This window comes from Steroidobacter sp., from assembly GCF_036406195.1.
Classification (GTDB): domain Bacteria; phylum Pseudomonadota; class Gammaproteobacteria; order Steroidobacterales; family Steroidobacteraceae; genus Steroidobacter.
Window position 1 is genome coordinate 25390 of record NZ_DASWVW010000060.1, and the last position, 16658, is coordinate 42047.

The 16658-nt window shown below is 63.3% G+C and carries 19 protein-coding genes; 3 read left to right on the plus strand and 16 right to left on the minus strand.

Translation table 11 applies throughout. From position 1 onward, the window contains the following. Window positions 1–34: 34 nt before the first annotated feature. A complete protein-coding gene (locus tag VGE08_RS23375) occupies window positions 35–415 on the plus strand; it encodes an Mth938-like domain-containing protein (RefSeq protein WP_331070345.1) in 381 nt (126 codons plus the stop codon). 445 nt (window positions 416–860) lie between these two features. Here the strand turns inward: VGE08_RS23375 and VGE08_RS23380 are convergent, their stop codons facing one another. The 3 genes from VGE08_RS23380 to surE are packed head-to-tail and all read right to left on the minus strand — an operon-like array spanning window position 861 to window position 3062. Beyond that, complete coding sequence (locus VGE08_RS23380; RefSeq protein ID WP_331070346.1) at window positions 861–1565, minus strand: peptidoglycan DD-metalloendopeptidase family protein; 705 nt, start codon at window positions 1563–1565, stop codon at window positions 861–863. 28 nt (window positions 1566–1593) lie between these two features. Beyond that, window positions 1594–2298 (minus strand): protein-L-isoaspartate(D-aspartate) O-methyltransferase, encoded by a 705-nt coding sequence (locus VGE08_RS23385; RefSeq protein WP_349258786.1) that lies wholly within the window; start codon window positions 2296–2298, stop codon window positions 1594–1596. Then, on the minus strand, window positions 2295–3062 hold the full coding sequence (gene surE, locus VGE08_RS23390) for a 5'/3'-nucleotidase SurE (protein WP_331070347.1): 768 nt from the start codon (window positions 3060–3062) through the stop codon (window positions 2295–2297). Before surE ends, VGE08_RS23385 begins: the two co-directional genes overlap by 4 nt. Window positions 3063–3223: 161 nt before the next feature. Between surE and VGE08_RS23395 the strand changes: the two genes are divergently transcribed. Continuing rightward, a complete protein-coding gene (locus VGE08_RS23395) occupies window positions 3224–3760 on the plus strand; it encodes a Smr/MutS family protein (protein ID WP_331070348.1) in 537 nt (178 codons plus the stop codon). A 23-nt stretch (window positions 3761–3783) separates the two neighbouring features. Here the strand turns inward: VGE08_RS23395 and truD are convergent, their stop codons facing one another. From truD to VGE08_RS23445, 10 genes are all read right to left on the minus strand, one after another. Next, window positions 3784–4845, minus strand: a complete 1062-nt coding sequence (gene truD / locus VGE08_RS23400; RefSeq protein ID WP_331070349.1) for a tRNA pseudouridine(13) synthase TruD — start codon at window positions 4843–4845, stop codon at window positions 3784–3786. Next, window positions 4842–5333 (minus strand): 2-C-methyl-D-erythritol 2,4-cyclodiphosphate synthase, encoded by a 492-nt coding sequence (gene ispF, locus VGE08_RS23405; RefSeq protein WP_331070350.1) that lies wholly within the window; start codon window positions 5331–5333, stop codon window positions 4842–4844. Before ispF ends, truD begins: the two co-directional genes overlap by 4 nt. After that, complete coding sequence (ispD, locus tag VGE08_RS23410) at window positions 5330–6031, minus strand: 2-C-methyl-D-erythritol 4-phosphate cytidylyltransferase (RefSeq protein ID WP_331070351.1); 702 nt, start codon at window positions 6029–6031, stop codon at window positions 5330–5332. The genes ispF and ispD overlap by 4 nt, the downstream gene beginning before the upstream one ends. A 32-nt stretch (window positions 6032–6063) precedes the next feature. After that, the gene (gene ftsB, locus VGE08_RS23415; RefSeq protein ID WP_331070352.1) at window positions 6064–6456 is read right to left on the minus strand and encodes a cell division protein FtsB; all 393 of its coding nucleotides are present in this window, start codon (window positions 6454–6456) and stop codon (window positions 6064–6066) included. A 38-nt stretch (window positions 6457–6494) separates the two neighbouring features. Continuing rightward, entirely contained in the window at window positions 6495–7787 is a 1293-nt protein-coding gene (eno, locus tag VGE08_RS23420) for a phosphopyruvate hydratase (protein WP_331070353.1), read from the minus strand. Further along, window positions 7784–8617 carry a 3-deoxy-8-phosphooctulonate synthase gene (gene kdsA / locus VGE08_RS23425; RefSeq protein WP_331070354.1) on the minus strand — a complete coding sequence of 278 codons (834 nt, stop codon included), beginning with the start codon at window positions 8615–8617 and terminating at the stop codon, window positions 7784–7786. The genes eno and kdsA overlap by 4 nt, the downstream gene beginning before the upstream one ends. 32 nt (window positions 8618–8649) lie before the next feature. Next, window positions 8650–10311, minus strand: a complete 1662-nt coding sequence (locus VGE08_RS23430; protein ID WP_331070355.1) for a CTP synthase — start codon at window positions 10309–10311, stop codon at window positions 8650–8652. 183 nt (window positions 10312–10494) lie between these two features. Continuing rightward, complete coding sequence (gene tilS / locus VGE08_RS23435; protein ID WP_331070356.1) at window positions 10495–11880, minus strand: tRNA lysidine(34) synthetase TilS; 1386 nt, start codon at window positions 11878–11880, stop codon at window positions 10495–10497. Window positions 11881–11894: 14 nt separating this feature from the next. After that, window positions 11895–12854 carry an acetyl-CoA carboxylase carboxyltransferase subunit alpha gene (locus VGE08_RS23440; RefSeq protein WP_331070357.1) on the minus strand — a complete coding sequence of 320 codons (960 nt, stop codon included), beginning with the start codon at window positions 12852–12854 and terminating at the stop codon, window positions 11895–11897. A 174-nt stretch (window positions 12855–13028) separates the two neighbouring features. Further along, on the minus strand, window positions 13029–14018 hold the full coding sequence (locus VGE08_RS23445) for a ParB N-terminal domain-containing protein (RefSeq protein ID WP_331070358.1): 990 nt from the start codon (window positions 14016–14018) through the stop codon (window positions 13029–13031). Window positions 14019–14240: 222 nt separating this feature from the next. Here VGE08_RS23445 and VGE08_RS23450 point away from each other — a divergent pair, with 222 nt between their 5' ends. Next, window positions 14241–14549 carry a DUF883 family protein gene (locus tag VGE08_RS23450; protein WP_331070359.1) on the plus strand — a complete coding sequence of 103 codons (309 nt, stop codon included), beginning with the start codon at window positions 14241–14243 and terminating at the stop codon, window positions 14547–14549. Here VGE08_RS23450 and VGE08_RS23455 read toward each other — a convergent pair whose 3' ends face one another. Genes VGE08_RS23455 through VGE08_RS23465 form a run of 3 tightly spaced genes read right to left on the minus strand, consistent with a single transcriptional unit; the run spans window position 14550 to window position 16632 of the window. Then, window positions 14550–15449: a fused MFS/spermidine synthase gene (locus VGE08_RS23455; RefSeq protein ID WP_331070360.1), complete on the minus strand. Its 900-nt coding sequence runs from the start codon at window positions 15447–15449 to the stop codon at window positions 14550–14552. Beyond that, window positions 15439–16038 (minus strand): fused MFS/spermidine synthase, encoded by a 600-nt coding sequence (locus VGE08_RS23460; RefSeq protein ID WP_331070361.1) that lies wholly within the window; start codon window positions 16036–16038, stop codon window positions 15439–15441. The genes VGE08_RS23455 and VGE08_RS23460 overlap by 11 nt, the downstream gene beginning before the upstream one ends. An 18-nt stretch (window positions 16039–16056) precedes the next feature. After that, a complete protein-coding gene (locus VGE08_RS23465) occupies window positions 16057–16632 on the minus strand; it encodes a hypothetical protein (RefSeq protein ID WP_331070362.1) in 576 nt (191 codons plus the stop codon). Between the last annotated feature and the right edge of the window lie 26 nt (window positions 16633–16658).

The window sequence follows — 16658 nt, forward strand, 5'->3', positions numbered from 1 at the left end:
CAGCAGTGGCAGGGACCTGCGCTATGGTAGCCGAATGAAACTGACCGACGAGAACATTGGTGGCATCAACCTGATCCGCTCGTATGCGGCTGGCGAGGTGCGCATCGGCGAGACCGTAATTCGCGGCAGCTGCCTGGTGGCGGCCGATCAGATCGTCAGCGACTGGCGCCCGCGCACCGCCGCCGATCTGTCGGTCGATGATTTGCAGCCGGTGCTCGCGATGAAGCCCGAGGTGGTGGTGATCGGCTCTGGACCGCGCCAGGAGTTTCCCGCGCCCGAGATCCTCGGCGCGGTGCTATCGCGCGGCATTGGCTGCGAGGTGATGGATACAGGCGCCGCCTGCCGCACCTACAACATCCTGGCGAGCGAAGGTCGCACCGTGGTGATGGCGCTGCTGCTGGGAAGTGCTCAATAGCGCCGCTCGGCTCGAGCAGCAGTCACAAAGAAAACGAACGAGGATCGGGAAACCGCGCGGGCCCGATCTGGAGTCTCAAACGATTCTCCCGGTCACCCTGTTGCCAGGATGACCGGGAGAAGACGCGAGGGACTGAAGATCGTTCGACCCAACTCGTCTAGTGCGCTCCAAAGGAGTCGTCGCTGGACGAAATATTCTTGTTATTTTGCTTTTGTTCTTCTTCGCGCTGTTTCCTCGAATCCCCCTCCGCCCCCGCGTCTTCACCCGGTCACCCTGGATTGAGCGGCCGCTGACACGTTGGGGGCGGATTTAGACACACGAGCGCGCGCAGCGCAACCCTTACGCGCATCGAGAAAGCCACGGGGGCAATCCTGTCCAGCGCAGAACAGGCGATGCAAAAACACGTTGCAACGATCGGACCAACGATCGTATTTGCGAACCGCTCTCAACGTTGCGGCAGCAATGAAAGCGGATTGCCCGGTGTGCCGTTGATACGAATCTCGAAGTACAACTGCGGTGAGCCTTGCGGCCCGTTGCCCATGGTGGCGATGCGCTGCCCGGCCCCGACCGTATCGCCCTCCGCGATCAACACCGACTGCAAATGGCCGTACGCGCTCAAGTACGTTTCGTTGTGTTTAACGATGACCAGCTGGCCGTAACCCAGCAGCCCGGAGCCGGTATAAACAACCTTGCCATTGCCCGCGGCACGGATCTCTTCTCCGAGCCGGCCGGCAATGGTCAGTCCGTGTCCCCCATTGGGGCGCGAAGTGAGCGTGGCCGTGCCGCCATTCACGGGCCAGTGCCATTTCACGGGAGGTCCGCTCGGAGTCGCGCGTCGTGGCGGCGGCGTAGGTGCGGGTCTCGCCTTCGGCGGAGTCCTTCTGCTTGAAGTGGTGGGTGCCGATGCCGTTCGCGCGCTGCTGCCGCCAGGAGGATACAAACGCAAGGTCTGCCCGGGATAAATCACATAATCCCGGCCGATACGATTCCAGCGCGCCACGTCCCGATAATCGAGCTTGTGACGAAACGCGATCGAATAGAGGGTGTCGCCGCGCTTTACGAGATACGTAGCGGGACGATCGCCGTTGGAGGCGCAGCCGGCCAGCAGCGCCAGGGCGATCAGTATCGGCGCGAGCCACCGGCACGACACGCGCCCAGCCTCATCGACTCGGGGCCCATCAATCCAGGCCTTTCAACAACGGAACGAAGCTGACCAACCCCAGGGTCTCCTTGTGAAGCTCATCGCCGCGGCGAGTGATGCGCACCAGTTGCTGCCGGCCTTCCGGCCCCACCGGCGCGATCAGCCGGCCACCCGGTGCCAGCTGACTGAACAAGACTTCAGGAATCGCGAGCGGCGCGGCCGCCATCAGAATCGCGTCATAGGGCGCGTACCCGCTCCAGCCCTGGAAGCCGTCGCCATGACGTAAATGGACGTTGCCGATATTCAGTTCCCGCAAGCGCTGGCGCGCGCGCTCCTGCAAAGCGCCGATGCGCTCGATGCTATACACAAAACGCACCAGCGGCGACATCACCGCGGTTTGATAACCGCAGCCCGTGCCGATCTCCAGCACTTTGCCGGGCGTGCCCGCTTCGATCATCGCCTCGGTCATGCGCGCCACGACGAAAGGTTGCGAGATGGTCTGGCCATGCCCGATGGGCAGCGCCGTGTCCTCATAGGCACGCGTGGCGAGCGCTTCGTCGACGAACAAATGTCGCGGCACGTTGCGGATCTGATCCAGCACCGCCGGATTGACGATGCCCTGATCGCGCAGACGCTGGACCAGACGCTCGCGCGTGCGCGCCGACGTCATGCCGATGCCGGCGCGATTGCCACTGGTGCTGGCTGTGATCCTGTGGGTGGTCTTGGGCGCCGGTGGTTTCATTCCACTCGCCCCTGCAACCAGTTGCGCATGTCGTCCAGCATGGAATGACGCGTGAGATCGATCTGCAGCGGCGTCACCGATACATAGTTGTTGGCCACTGCATGGAAGTCGGTGCCCGGCCCCGCATCCTGACCACCGCCGGCGGGACCGACCCAATACACCGGCCGGCCGCGCGGATCGTCCATGCGGACGATGCGTTCGGAGCGATGACGGAATCCCAGCCGCGTCGCTTGATAGCCGCGCAGCTGCTCATAAGGCACATCGGGCACATTGACGTTGAGGATGGTGGCCTGATGCAAGGGCGTGCGCCGAATGCGCAGCACCAGCTCGGCGGCGACGCGCGCGGCGGTGGCGAAGTGATTGCCCGAGTCCGGCCGGATCACCAGCGACATGGCGATGGCCGGCAAGCCCAGGAAGCGCCCCTCGATGGCCGCCGCGACCGTGCCCGAATAGAGCACGTCGTCGCCGAGGTTGGCACCGTCGTTGATGCCCGAGATGACCATGTCCGGATCGCTCTCGTCATCGAACAGCCCGGAGATGGCCAGATGCACGCAATCCGTGGGCGTGCCGTTGACCACCATGAATTTGCGCTCGTCATAGGGCAGCACGCGCAGCGGCACGTCGAGCGTCAGTGAGTTACTGGCACCGCTGCGGTTGCGGTCCGGCGCGACTACGGTAATGTCGGCCAGCGGCGCCAGGGCATCGCCCAGGGCGCGCAGGCCCTCGGCTCGATAGCCATCGTCATTGCTGAGGAGAATCTTCATGTATAGGCCCGGGAGATCCATCCCGTGGCTCCGGATGGAAGGTTCATGCCAACTTGCGGCGCGGAACTATACTGGAATCGACGCCTCAACTTCATGACGGGCCCCGCGGTAATCGAACCGGGGCGCTGGATGAGACGACTACTGCGGCGCTGGAGCGAGTGGTGAACGACGATCGGGATCCTGACGACCGGACTTTTCGCGAGGCGATGCGCGACGTGCGCCGCCTCCGCGACTCCGGCAAGCATATCCCAGCGGGCCCCAAGCCCCCGCCTCTCGCGCGCTTTACGCGTGCGGACCAACAGGAGGTGCTCCGGGAAAGCCTGCTGCCACCGTCCGATGAAGCCGCGCTTGCCACCGGCGACGAGCTGAGCTTTCGACGGCCCCACATTCCAGAAGCAGTGCTGACCAAACTGCGCCGCGGCCATTACGCGGTCGACGCCGAGATCGACCTGCATGGCATGACCGGAGCCGAGGCGAAAGCAGCCATGCGCGAGTTCCTCACCGAAGCGCTGCAGCGGCGCATGAGCTGCGTGCGCATCATTCACGGCAAGGGTCGCCGCTCTGGCCCTCGCGGCCCGGTCCTGAAGAACGTGGTGAACCAGTGGTTGCAGAGGATCGATGCCATTCAAGCCTTCGGCTCGGCCCGACAGGTCGATGGCGGCAGCGGCGCCGTATACGTGCTGTTGCGAGTGAAGTGAACGCCCCGTAGCGCGCATTGAAGTCATACATCCGCCTCGGGGGTATCCGCTTGGAATGCATTGCTGATCAGCTCGTGTAGCACCGCGGTCGCGAACGAGCCTCGCTGCAAACGAAACTGCAGATGCACGTCGGCACCATCGATGCGCCAGCGCAGCTCCCTCACCGGCACGCGCAACGGGCGTCGCTCCGGCTCCAGCTTCGCTTTCGACAAGCCCTCGGCGAGCGTCGCGTGACGCTGGGCGATCTGCAATTCCATCTCAGCGACCGCGCCCGTCGACGGCAATGCATCGCCATGCCACATCGGCCCGGTGGGATGCACGTCGAGACGATCGCATCGCTCGCGCAGCGTGTCGTCGATGCTCTCGGCAAGGAAGATGCTGCCGCTGCCGTTGAGGTTCACCACATCGCCGTCGCGCAGATGATTCCAAGTGCCGTCATTCACGCGCTCGGCAAGCACCGCATTGAAAATCACCGAGCGCGCGGCGGATAACGCAAAACCTCGCTCCATACGCTCGGGAGCAGGCCCGCCTTCGAACCATGCAATCGCCGTCGCAATGTTGTTGCCGTCGCGGCCAAAGCGCTGCGGCCCGAAATAATTGGGCACGCCCGCTGCCGCGAGCTTCTGCAATCGCTGCTCCAGCACGGCTGCGTCGCCAACGAAGTCCCTCAGCACCAGCTCAAAGTCATTGCCCTTCAGCGCGCCTCGCTTGAGCTTGCGACGGATACGTTCCGCACCGATGACTTCGAACCCCTCGCCCGTGACGCCGAGCCAATTCGGAACCGCCGATCGTGCCGGCACGGTGAACGATTGCTCGGCGACGGCATCGCGGTCTTTCAGGCCAGCAAAGCCGACATCACGCGGCGGTATCTTGCCCATTCGCGCCAGTTGTTTGGCGACCCACATCGTGTTCGCGCCACGCTTGCGGATCTTCAACAGCAGGTGATCGCCGTCACCATCAGCGCCGAATCCGAGCCACTCGCGCACCACGAAGTCTTCGGGCATCGAACGCAAGCGAGCACTGCCTGCCGGGCCACCGTGCGCGCACGGCAGATTCATGAAGTCGGCCCAGCTCATCCGACTCATGCAGAAATGTACTCGATGAGCGCAATGGCCTGGCAAGCCAGTCCCTCGGCGCGGCCGATGAAACCCATCTTTTCGCTCGTGGTCGCCTTGATGTTGACGCGCGTGATGTTGATGCCCAGATCGGACGCGATATTGGTACGCATCGCTTCGCGATACTTGCCGAGCCGCGGCGCCTCGCAGATCACGGTCGAATCGACATTGACGATGACAAAATCGCGTTCTTTGAGCAGCTCCCGCACATGACGCACGAAGGCGCGACTGTCGGCTCCCTTCCAGCGCGGATCGGTATCGGGAAAGTGCATGCCGATGTCGCCCGCCCCTGCCGCGCCGAGCAGCGCATCGCAGATGGCATGTAACAGCACATCGCCGTCCGAATGAGCGAGAACACCGTGCGAGTGTGGAATCTTCACGCCGCCCAGCGTCACATGATCACCGGTGGTAAATGCGTGTACGTCGTATCCCTGCCCGATGCGAAGGTGAGAAGTCATGCCGGGCTCCGTGATCTCAAGATGCGCTCGGCGCGCGCCAGGTCTTCGGGCAGCGTGATCTTGATATTGTCGGCATCGCCGGCCACCAGCTTCGGTTGCAATCCCAGCGCCTCGACCGCCTGCGCTTCATCCGTCACCGCGACACCCCGCGCTCGCGCCTCGGCCAGAGCCCGCTGCAAGATATCGCGTCGAAACATTTGTGGCGTCAGTGCGCGCCAGAGTTTTTCTCTCGCCACCGTTTGCGCGACCCTGCCGTTCTCATCGGCACGCTTCAATGTATCCACGACCGGTGCGGCGAGTAGCCCGCCCACCGCATCGTCATTCAGTTCTTCGAGCAAGCGATCCAGATCCGTGGCGGACAAGCACGGCCGGGCCGCATCGTGCACCAGCACCCAGTCGTCCGGCGCCGCTTTCGCCTGCAAGACCTCGAGCCCCGCCAGAACCGAATCCATGCGCTCCGCGCCTCCGCTCGTCGTCATGATCTTCGCCTCCCTGGCAAGCTCCATTCGCGACCACCGTGGGTCCTGCTCGGCCAGCGCGATGACGATGCCGGCAGTGCAGGCATGCGCCAGAAAAGGCGCAAGCGACCACTCGATCACCGTTCGGCCCGCCAGCGGCAGATACTGTTTGGGAACAGCGCCTCCCATGCGGCGAGCACTGCCGGCCGCGGGCACGATGACCCAAAAGTTTCTGCTCACCACGGATCCTCTGGTCCCCGAACCAGACGGCGCTAATCTTTGTTCGGCACGCGCGCTTGGATGACGCTGGACGTGCCACCGCTGCGTGAACTGCCACCGCCGCGCTCGTCCTCGTCCTCGCGCGGGACGCTCGGCGCAGGCTGCGCAATCGGCTTGGTTTGGACGACCTGATAGAAGGTCTCGCCCTTGCCCACCATGCCCAGGTCGGTGCGCGCGCGCTCCTCGATGGCGACCGTGCCCTTCTTCAAGTCCTGCACTTCCGCGGCCAGCGTCCGGTTGCGCTCCTTGAGTGCGCGATTCTGTTCGCGCTGATCTTCGATTTCCGCGCGCAACCGACGCACTTCGGCCATGCCGCCGTCGCCCAGCCACAGCCGGTACTGCAGCAGCACCAGGACGATGACCAGGCCGGCGGCAAGAATTTTCATGGCAGGTTAGCGAAGATCTCTTTCGGCCCTGTCACTTCTTAGCACGACATGCCCGGCAGTGGCACCGGCAGCGCTTCGATGCCCGCGTACTTGGCCTCGCTGCCCAGCTCCTGCTCGATGCGCAGCAACTGGTTGTACTTGGCGATGCGATCGGAACGCGACATCGAGCCCGTCTTGATCTGCGTGGCGCGAGTGGCGACCGCGATGTCGGCAATGGTCGCATCTTCGGTCTCGCCGGAGCGATGCGACACCACCGCCGCATAACCGGCATCGGCGGCCATGTTGATGGCGGCCAGCGTTTCGGTCAGCGTGCCGATCTGGTTGACCTTGATCAGGATGGCGTTGGCGATCTTCCGGTCGATGCCCTGCTTCAGGAACTTGGTGTTGGTGACGAACAGATCGTCGCCCACCAGTTGCACCTTCTTGCCGAGCCGCTGCGTCAGCAACGCCCAGCCGTCCCAGTCGTCCTCGCTCATGCCGTCTTCGATGGTGACGATGGGATAGCGGCCCACCAGGCCTTCGAGGTAATCGGCGAACTGCGTCGAGTTGAACTTACGATTCTCGGACTCGAGATGATACACGCCGTCCTTGAAGAACTCGGTGCTGGCCACGTCGAGGCCGAGGAAGATCTGCTTGCCGGCCTTGTAGCCGGCGCGATCGATGGCTTCGAGAATGGTTTCCAGCGCCGCTTCGTTGGACGGCAGGTCGGGCGCGAAACCACCCTCGTCGCCCACCGAGGTCGCGAGCTTGCGCTCGTGCAGAACCTTCTTGAGCGTATGGAAGATCTCCGCGCCATAGCGCAGCGCTTCGGACAGCGACGGCGCGCCGATCGGCAGTATCATGAACTCCTGGATATCGACGCTGTTATCGGCGTGCGCGCCGCCGTTGATGATGTTCATCATCGGCACCGGCAGCGTCGTGGACGTGCCCAGGCGGCGGAACAGCGGCTGTTTGGTTTCCTTCGCCATCGCGTGCGCGTTGGCAAGCGACACAGCGAGCAATGCATTGGCGCCAAGGCGCGACTTGGTCTCGGTGCCGTCGAGCTGGATCATGGCCTGGTCGATCGCGGCCTGATCGCCCGCGTCGCGGCCCACCAGCAGCTTCTTGATCTCGCCATTGACGTTGCCAACGGCCTTGAGCACGCCCTTGCCGAGATAACGCGACTTGTCGCCGTCGCGCAGCTCGATGGCCTCGCGCGCGCCGGTGGATGCACCAGAGGGAACCGCGGCGCGTCCCATCGCGCCGGACTCCAGGAATACATCGGCCTCCACGGTCGGATTGCCGCGCGAATCGATGATTTCGCGGCCGCGGATGTCGACGATCTTGCTCATAACAAACTTTCCTCGTAGGGCCGCGACTTCACGGCTTGGTCTAGTTCTTTCAGTGTGGTCAGCAGAGTTTCCATGCGCCCCAGCGGCCACGCATTCGGGCCATCGGAGAGCGCTTTATCCGGATCGGGATGGGTTTCCATGAACAAACCCGAGACGCCCGCGCCCACCGCGGCGCGCGCCAGCACCGGCACGAACTCGCGCTGACCGCCCGACGCGGTGCCTTTGCCGCCCGGCAACTGCACCGAATGAGTGGCGTCGAAAACGACAGGCGCGCCGGTTGCACGCATGACCGACAGCGAGCGCATGTCGGAGACGAGATTGTTGTAGCCGAAGCTGAAGCCGCGCTCGCACACCATGATCTGCTGGTTGCCGGTGGAGCGAGCCTTGTCGACCACGTTCTGCATTTCCCAAGGCGACAGGAACTGACCCTTCTTGATGTTCACCGGCCGGTTGTGCGAGCTGACATTGACGATGAAGTTGGTCTGGCGGCACAGAAACGCCGGCGTCTGCAGCACGTCGACAACCTCGGCCACTTCGGCGAACGGCGTGTCTTCATGCACGTCGGTGAGCACCGGCAGGCCCAGCTGGCGCTTCACTTCGGACAGAATGCGCAAGCCTTCCTCCATGCCCGGGCCACGGAAGCTCCTGGCGGAAGAACGGTTGGCCTTGTCGAACGATGACTTGAAAATGAACGGAATCTGCAGCCGCGTGGTCAGCTCCTTGAGCTTGCCCGCCGTGTCGAGAATCAGCCCTTCGCTTTCGACCACGCAGGGACCGGCAATCAGGAAAAACGGCTTGTCCGGCCCGACGTCGAAATTCAGCAGTCGCATGTAAGTCTCGATGGCCTCGTTTCGATAGCCAGTCAGGCGCCGCCGACGGCGACGCGCTTCTCTTCAGGCTGCTGGCTCTGGTGATAAGCGCGCGCGGCTTTCACGAAGCCGGTGAACAACGGATGACCATCGCGCGGCGTGGAGCGGAATTCCGGATGGAACTGGCTCGCCACGAAGAATGGATGCGTCGGCAGCTCGATCATTTCCACCAGGCCGTCGCGCGAGAAGCCGGAGAAGCGCAGGCCCGCGTTCATCAGCTTCTGCAGGTAACGGTTGTTGAACTCGTAACGATGGCGATGGCGTTCCATCACCGTGTCGGAGCCATAGATCTGGTGAGCTTTCGAGCCGTGTGACAGTCGCGCCTCCTGGGCGCCCAGGCGCATGGTGCCGCCCATGTCCGACTTCTCGCTGCGCTGCTCGACATTGCCCTTCTCGTCCTGCCACTCGGTGATCAGCGCGACCACCGGATGCGGCGTGGCACGATTGAACTCGGTGGAATGCGCGCCTTGCAGGCCCGCAACGTTGCGAGCGTATTCGATGATCGCCAGCTGCATGCCGAGGCAGATGCCCAGATACGGAATCTGCCGCTCGCGCGCGAACTTGATCGCCGCAATCTTACCTTCGATACCGCGCTCGCCGAAGCCGCCGGGCACGAGGATGGCATCCACGCCTTCGAGGCAGGCGGTACCGTGCTTCTCCACGTCGGTCGCCTCGACGAACTGGATGTTCACGCGCGTGCGCGTACGCACGCCAGCATGCGTGAGCGCTTCGGACAGCGAGATGTAAGAGTCGCGCAGGTTGACGTACTTGCCGACCATCGCGATGGTGACGCTCGCATCGGGATTCGCCTTGGCTTCGACCACGCGCTGCCATTCCGACAAATCGGCCGGCGGCACGTCGAGACGCAGCTTGTCGACCACGATGTCGTCCAGGCCTTCTTCGTGCAGCAGTTGCGGAATCTTGTAGAGATCGTCGGCATCGACCGCCGTGATCACGGCGCGCTCCTCCACATTGGTGAACAGCGCGATCTTGCGACGATGCTCGGCGGGCAGCGCGCTCTGCGCGCGGCACACCAGGATGTCCGGCTGAATACCGATGGAGCGCAGCTCCTTCACCGAGTGCTGGGTCGGCTTGGTCTTGATCTCGCCCGAGCTCGGGATGTACGGAATCAGGGTCAGGTGCATGTAGAGCACGTTGTTGCGGCCGAGCTCCACGCCCAGCTGGCGAATCGCCTCGAGGAACGGCAGCGATTCGATGTCGCCCACCGTACCGCCGATCTCCACCATGCAGATGTCGGCGTCGCCGGCGCCCATGCGGATGCAGTGCTTGATCTCGTCGGTGATGTGCGGAATCACCTGCACCGTCGCGCCCAGGTAATCGCCACGACGCTCCTTCGCGATCACACGCTCGTAGATGCGCCCGGTGGTGAAGTTCGAATTACGTGAAGTGGTGGTGCGAACGAAGCGCTCGTAGTGGCCGAGGTCCAGGTCGCTCTCGTAACCATCGGTGGTCACGAACACCTCGCCATGCTGGAACGGGCTCATGGTGCCCGGATCGACGTTGATGTACGGGTCGAGCTTGACCATGCTGACCTTGAGGCCGCGCGATTCGAGGATGGCGCCCAGGGAAGCCGCGGCAATACCTTTGCCCAGCGAGGAAACCACACCGCCGGTCACACAAATAAAACGCGTCATCGTAAGCACCGTCGCAGATAAAGGGGGGAGCAAAGTCGGTGACGCGGCGCTTCACATCCACCGAATGGCGCGCGCATCACTAGAATCACGACGGGAGCGCAGTGTAACTCAAAGCGCGCGGCGGCGATAGCCGCGCATGCATGGAAATTGTCCGTACGGCACGATGCGCCGGCCGAGAATGCGTTAAGTACTCGAACGATGGGCGACGACTGCGGGCCGCTCGTCCCAGACTACCGCGAGGCCCGGCTTGCCGGCCTCAGTCGCGAATTCCGCGGCGATCCACAAATCGCCGACAGCGACCAGTTGCTTGCCCGCATAAACGAGCGGCAGGCGTTCGCGCCACCACGGCAGGATGTCAGCCGCTTGCAGCAGCTTCTTGAGTTTGTGGTGAAAGCGATGCCCGACGGGCTGCAAGGTCTCGCCGCCTGCGCGAAAGCGCACTGTCAGATTCGCCGGCAGCTTGGCCGGATCGAGGCGGCCTGACTCAGCGACCATCATGCGCAATGTACCCAGGCCCGCGGGCAAAACGAGCGGCGCCTGGTGCGACCACGACATTTCTTGATCGGTGTCGAGCGATGGCAAATGGGGCTCGCAGTACAGCCAGCCTCGATGCCGCCGCATTTCCCAGCCATCCCAGGCCACGCATGGAGTGCGATCCGCGCTTGCCGACAGCATGTCGTGCTCGATTGCCGTCAGCTTGCGAGTGGACGGAGCCCGAGCGCCGCGTCGGCGGATCCAATATCGGAGCAGATTGCGACGTCGCTCGGGATTGAGCGCGGCCAGCCGATCGACATCGAGGCACTCGCCGCTCAGCGCCGTTTCGGCATCGATCGCGGCGAGTTGCTCCAGGGTTCGCCATGCCTCCTGCAGATGTTGCGTAGAGCGCAGCGCCGTTTGTGCCGCCGCGGGCCAGCGTTCGCGCAATGCCGGGACGACGCGGTGACGGATGAAATTGCGATCGAGAGCGTGATTGTCGTTGGAGGGATCGCCGAGCCAGCGCAGGCCCTCCGCCCTCGCCCACTGCTCCAACTCGGCTCGCGTGAAATCCCACAGCGGTCGCAGCAGCGCGCCTCGGGCGAATTGTTCGAATCTCGGCATCCCGCTCAATCCCAACACACCGGCGCCACGCATCAGCGCGAGCAAGACCGTCTCGAGTTGATCATCCGCGTGCTGACCGAGCAGCAAATATTCGCCAGGCCGCAGCTCTTTCGCGAAGGCATCATATCGAGCATCGCGCGCGGCCATTTCCAGGCCAAGCCTGGCGATGCGCGTCACCTCGACGCGGATCGACTTGAATTCAACCTGCAGGGATCGAGCCTGTTGCTCGCAGTGGTCGCGCCACAGTGCGGAATCGGCGTGCAGTCCGTGATCAATGTGCACGGCTCGCACGCGATAGCTTTGATGCTGCGAAGTTTCCGCTTGCGCGGCGAGACGGGCGAATGAATGCAACAAGACTGTGGAATCGAGACCGCCGCTGAAAGCGACGCAGACCGACGCATCCGGCGGCAGCAACGCGAGGCCGCCGGCGGGCCTGTGCAAGCGAGTCTGCAGCTCACGTGGCGAGAACATGAGCTACGGCACCTTTAACCGACGCTGTAGACTCCGTAGCCGCGCAGGCGCTGTTCGCGCGCCTTCATCAACTGCTCCAGCGGCCTGGCCTGCAATTCGTTGAGGTGGCGCAGCAGCGCATCCTTCAACGTATCGGCCATGGCCTGCGGATCGCGATGCGCGCCGCCCAAAGGTTCCTTGAGAACTTCGTCGACCACGCCGAGCTTGGCGATGCGCTCGGCGCTCACGCCCATGGCCTCGGCGGCCAGATCTTTCTTATCCGCGCTGCGCCACAGGATGCCGGCGCAACCCTCCGGCGAAATCACCGAATAGATGCTGTACTGGAGCATCAGCAAACGATCGCACACCCCGATCGCCAGCGCGCCGCCCGAGCCGCCCTCGCCGATCACCACGCTGATGATGGGCACTTCCAGGGCCGACATCTCGAACAAGTTGCGGGCAATGGCCTCGCTCTGACCGCGCTCTTCGGCACCGACACCAGGGTAGGCACCGGAGGTGTCGATGAAGGTGATCAAGGGCAACTGGAAGCGCTCGGCCATGCGCATCAGGCGCAGCGCCTTGCGATAGCCCTCGGGCTTGGGCATGCCGTAGTTACGACGCACGCGCTCCTTGGTGTCCCGGCCCTTTTGCTGGCCGATGAGCATCACCGGCCGGCCATCCAGGCGGGCCACGCCGCCCACGATGGCGTGATCGTCGGCATACATCCGGTCGCCATGCAGCTCCTGGAAATCGCTGAAGATGGTGCTGACGTAATCCAGCGTATACGGCCGCTGCGGATGGCGGGCCAGCTGCGCAATCTGCCATTGGCTCAAGTTGGAGAAGATGCTGGTGGTGAGCGCCCGACTCTTGGCGCGCAGCCGTGCGATCTCCTCGCCGATATTGACCTCGGCATCGCTGGAAACGAACTTGAGCTCGTCGATCTTCGCCTCCAATTCGGCGATCGGCTGCTCGAAGTCCAGGAAATTCATTGCCATGCAAACAGTTGCCTCATCCTTTGGAGGCGCGAACATAGCGGGCGGCACCGGGAAGGGCAAGCACGGCGCCAGCCCGGCCAGCGGTTGGCGGTTGGCGGTTAGTGGTTAGGTAGGGGGCGCGTGGGCCTCGGTTCAGGTCCGACCAACCACTAACCGCCAACCGCCAACCACTGGTTATTCCGAGTCCGGCGCGCCGGCCGCCTTGGCCAGATCCTGCTGGTTCACCTTCTCGACATTGAACCTGGCCAGGCGCTCCTTCATGGTTTTGAGCACTTCCGGCAGCGGCGGCGGCTCGTCCTTGATCCAGCGCAAGGGATTGATGCGCGCGACCACGAAGGCGCGCAGGTACGGGCTCACCAGGCCGCGCTTTTTCAACTTATCGACGATGTCGGTGACCTTCTCGTCCAGCTCGAACAGCTGATCGGCGTACTTCTGATGGACCTGCAGCGACTTCTGCAGCGACTCCGAGGAGAACTCTTCCAGCCGCCGCAGGATGGGATGATAGGCGCCGCCGGCGAAGTTGCCCCGGCGCTCGTAGCACAGCCCCAGCGTCACCAGCGACGCCTCCTCCAGATAGAACGCGAAATCGCTCTCCGGCCGGCGCGGGTCTTCCTCGATCAGGCCCTTGTAGATACGAATGACTTCGAGCGCGCGCTCGCGCAAGTTGTGCGCCTTCTCGGTATTCAGCGCCAGGATCTGCCAGGCGATCTCGCGCTTCGGGACGACCAGCGCGATGATGGTCTTGGCGCCCAGCCGGCGCATGGCCTCGAGCCGATGCCGGCCGTTGGGTGTCCAGAAGCCTTCCTTGGGCGCGGTGATGGCGATCACCGGGTCCAGGAACAGGCCAATGCGATCGATGACGCCCGAGAGCTTCTTGTGATGCGCATCGGAAAGGTCGCGCTGAAACGGCGTCGGCTCCACCTGCTCGATGGGCAGCGCGGCCAGCAGCAGCGGATTGCGACCCAGCGGCTCATAATAGCTGGCGATCAGCAGGCCCCCTTCGCGCTCGATGCGTGCGGCCACCTCGGCCGCGTCGCCTTGCAGTTCATCGAGGCGACATTCTTCCGGCAACACACCTCGTGTACGCGGCGCAGCTTTTTTCGGAGTCTTGCGTCTCGCCGGAGCGCGCTTGCGCTTCGCAGTCGTCTTGCTCTTGGTGGCCATAACAACTCCGTGCTGTTGTCCGGGACGGCGCCCCATGCAAACGTAGTGCGCAAACCTGGTGCGCAAACCTCGTGTGCAAACTATGCATACGAAGCCGGTATCGGTCCTGCCCGGCGCTGATCCTACGTGGAACCTGTCAGCAATGCATGGCGTTGTTTGCAAAGACCGGCGGAACGTCCAGGCTCAGCGGCCGCCCCACCACGAGAGCTCAGGAGACCTCCCATGCGAAACGGCGCATTCGATACCCCAATGCGGAATCTGCGTAACGATCTGCAGAACGTTGCCCGCGATGCCGAAGCGCTGCTGCGCGCCACGGCCGATGTCGCGAACGATCGCGTTCAAGAAGCGCGCGCGCGCACCGAGAAGACCGTGAAGCAGGCGTTCGATCATCTCTACAACCGCAGGATGCACCGTCGCGTGCGCAGGTACGCCCGGCACACGGACGAATATGTGCGCGATCACTCCTGGACCGTCATCGGTGTCGTGGCAGGTGTCGCGCTGCTGATCGGCCTGCTGTCCCGCCGCGATTGATCAGTCTCGCCCGAGATTCAGCAGATTTGCGGGGGAATACTGGTCGGTCAGGACACGAGCATTGCGCTTCCAGTCCTGCTTGCGTGAGAACAAGTCCAGTATCTTGCGGCTGCTGAAACCGAACGAATCGAAGGCAGCTTCGAAACGTTCGCTGTTCTGCGCCAACTGCTCATCCGTCGGCAGCGCGCCATTGGCCGCGATGATCACGCGGTTCTCGCGCTTGAGATTGAAGAACTGCGGAAACACGGACGCATAAGTCACCGACTCGTGATCGTACAAGCGGCTCGACGAAAACGTGTTGGCCGCCAGCACTCCCGAGGGCGTCAGCAGCCCCTTCACTTCCTGCAAGAACTCGCGAGTCAGCAAGTGCTCTGGAATGTATTCATGATCGAAGGCATCCAGCATGACGATGTCGTAGCGTTGCTGCTGGCGTAGCGCGCGCTTCACTTGCACGCGGCCGTCGGCTTCGATCACGTTTACGGAACTGCTGTTGCCGAGATCAAAAAAGCGCCGCGCGACTTTCACTACCGCCGGATCGATCTCGACCACATCGATGCGCGCATCGGGCACGACTTCCTCGAGCGCGCGCGGAATGGTGCCGCCGCCCAGACCAATGATGAGTATCGACTTTGGATCGGGTTTGGCGAACAACGCGCCGAGCATCATCTGCGGATAGTTCATCACGATGCGCTCGGGCTGCTTCACATCCTGGCAGGTCTGCCGGCCGATGCGGCAGTAGCGCGTGAAACAGATACAGCGCACATCGCCCGCCTGGTAGACGAGCACTTCCCGATACAACGAGCGCTCGGAGTGCAACAGCTTCATGTCATTGGCGGCAGCCTGCCCGGCGGCGACGAAGCCGGACAATAGCAATAGCAACGCCATCCAACTACTGCGCATGCGCTTCTCCGCGTACCAGCCAGGCGGCCGCTCCCAGCGAGCACGAAATCGCCATCAATGCCATCAGGATGTGATCCACCTCCATGATGAGTACCAGGTAAAAAGAGGTGAGTAGCGTGCCCGCCGCACTACCGAACGTCGACACGAAGTACAGCTGGCCGGCGTGCCGGCCCGAGCTCGACCGGTCGGGGACGATGAGCCGCACCGCATACGGCGAAATCATTCCCGAGAATACCGTCGGAATGAAGAACAATGCCGTCGCGCCTACCAATGAACCAAAGCGCGGATCGGGAATGGCGTTGGCCACAGCGTCAAGCATCGGAATCGCGAACAGCAACAGCGGCAGCACGGTAAGCGCGGCGACGATCAGGATCAGGCCGAGCTTGCGCACGCTCGGCGCGTTCATGGACAAGCGTCCGCCGAGCAGATAACCGATCGACAGCGCCAGCATGAACACCGTTATGATTGCGCCCCACACGTAAATACTGCTGCCGAAGGTCGGCGCGAGCAACCGCCCACCGAGCAGTTCCACTGCCATGACGAAGAACCCCGACCAGCCCGCAATCGCATAACTCAATACCAGCTGCATGCACCCGCCGCCTTGGAATCAGGGGTTTTTCTGCGGCGGGGACTGAGGATCATCGACGGGGCGCACTCGCTCGCCCGACGCAGCCACCACCGTGAACGAATCTTCGACCGTACCGCGCGAGCGCGGTGCCGCGCCTCTCATCCACACCTGGCTCGAAAAATCGCGCGCCTCGCCCGGAGGGACTGCGATCGAGATCCAGTGCTTGTCCTGCCACAGCACCACGCAACCGCTGGGGTCCAGCGCGCCCTCGTAGCAATCACGCCGCGTCACCAGCAGTGTGATCGACTTCAGCTGCGCATCCGAGCGGTTCTCGATCCGGCCGCTGAGCTCGAACGGCGCGCCGCCGCCGGTCATCTTCAGGTTCTCGACTTGCACCTGTTCTGGCGCGATCACCTGCATTGCCGCCGCCGGTGATGTCGGTCGGCCGCGTTGCTGCACCTGGGACCCGGCATCATCGGCAGGACTGCGTAAGCGCTGTATTACGCCCCAAGTCAGCATCGCGCCCAGCAGCACGCAACCAACGACACCGATGGGCCGATATCTCGGCACCGCCAGCGCGATCAGGATGAAGATTGTAGCGAGTATCCAGTACACCCTGAGAGCATACCTTGCCTGACGGT

Excerpts from the sequence above, each read along its gene's own strand:
- surE (WP_331070347.1), bottom strand. The coding sequence starts at position 3,062 with ATGAAGATTCTCCTCAGCAATGACGATGGCTATCGAGCCGAGGGCCTG.
- kdsA (WP_331070354.1), bottom strand. The coding sequence starts at position 8,617 with ATGCGACTGCTGAATTTCGACGTCGGGCCGGACAAGCCGTTTTTCCTG.
- ispF (WP_331070350.1), bottom strand. The coding sequence starts at position 5,333 with ATGACTTCTCACCTTCGCATCGGGCAGGGATACGACGTACACGCATTT.
- VGE08_RS23375 (WP_331070345.1), top strand. The coding sequence starts at position 35 with ATGAAACTGACCGACGAGAACATTGGTGGCATCAACCTGATCCGCTCG.
- ftsB (WP_331070352.1), bottom strand. The coding sequence starts at position 6,456 with ATGAAAATTCTTGCCGCCGGCCTGGTCATCGTCCTGGTGCTGCTGCAG.
- tilS (WP_331070356.1), bottom strand. The coding sequence starts at position 11,880 with ATGTTCTCGCCACGTGAGCTGCAGACTCGCTTGCACAGGCCCGCCGGC.
- VGE08_RS23385 (WP_349258786.1), bottom strand. The coding sequence starts at position 2,298 with ATGAAACCACCGGCGCCCAAGACCACCCACAGGATCACAGCCAGCACC.
- VGE08_RS23430 (WP_331070355.1), bottom strand. The coding sequence starts at position 10,311 with ATGACGCGTTTTATTTGTGTGACCGGCGGTGTGGTTTCCTCGCTGGGC.
- VGE08_RS23460 (WP_331070361.1), bottom strand. The coding sequence starts at position 16,038 with ATGCAGCTGGTATTGAGTTATGCGATTGCGGGCTGGTCGGGGTTCTTC.
- eno (WP_331070353.1), bottom strand. The coding sequence starts at position 7,787 with ATGAGCAAGATCGTCGACATCCGCGGCCGCGAAATCATCGATTCGCGC.
- VGE08_RS23455 (WP_331070360.1), bottom strand. The coding sequence starts at position 15,449 with ATGCGCAGTAGTTGGATGGCGTTGCTATTGCTATTGTCCGGCTTCGTC.
- VGE08_RS23450 (WP_331070359.1), top strand. The coding sequence starts at position 14,241 with ATGCGAAACGGCGCATTCGATACCCCAATGCGGAATCTGCGTAACGAT.
- VGE08_RS23445 (WP_331070358.1), bottom strand. The coding sequence starts at position 14,018 with ATGGCCACCAAGAGCAAGACGACTGCGAAGCGCAAGCGCGCTCCGGCG.
- truD (WP_331070349.1), bottom strand. The coding sequence starts at position 4,845 with ATGAGTCGGATGAGCTGGGCCGACTTCATGAATCTGCCGTGCGCGCAC.
- VGE08_RS23440 (WP_331070357.1), bottom strand. The coding sequence starts at position 12,854 with ATGGCAATGAATTTCCTGGACTTCGAGCAGCCGATCGCCGAATTGGAG.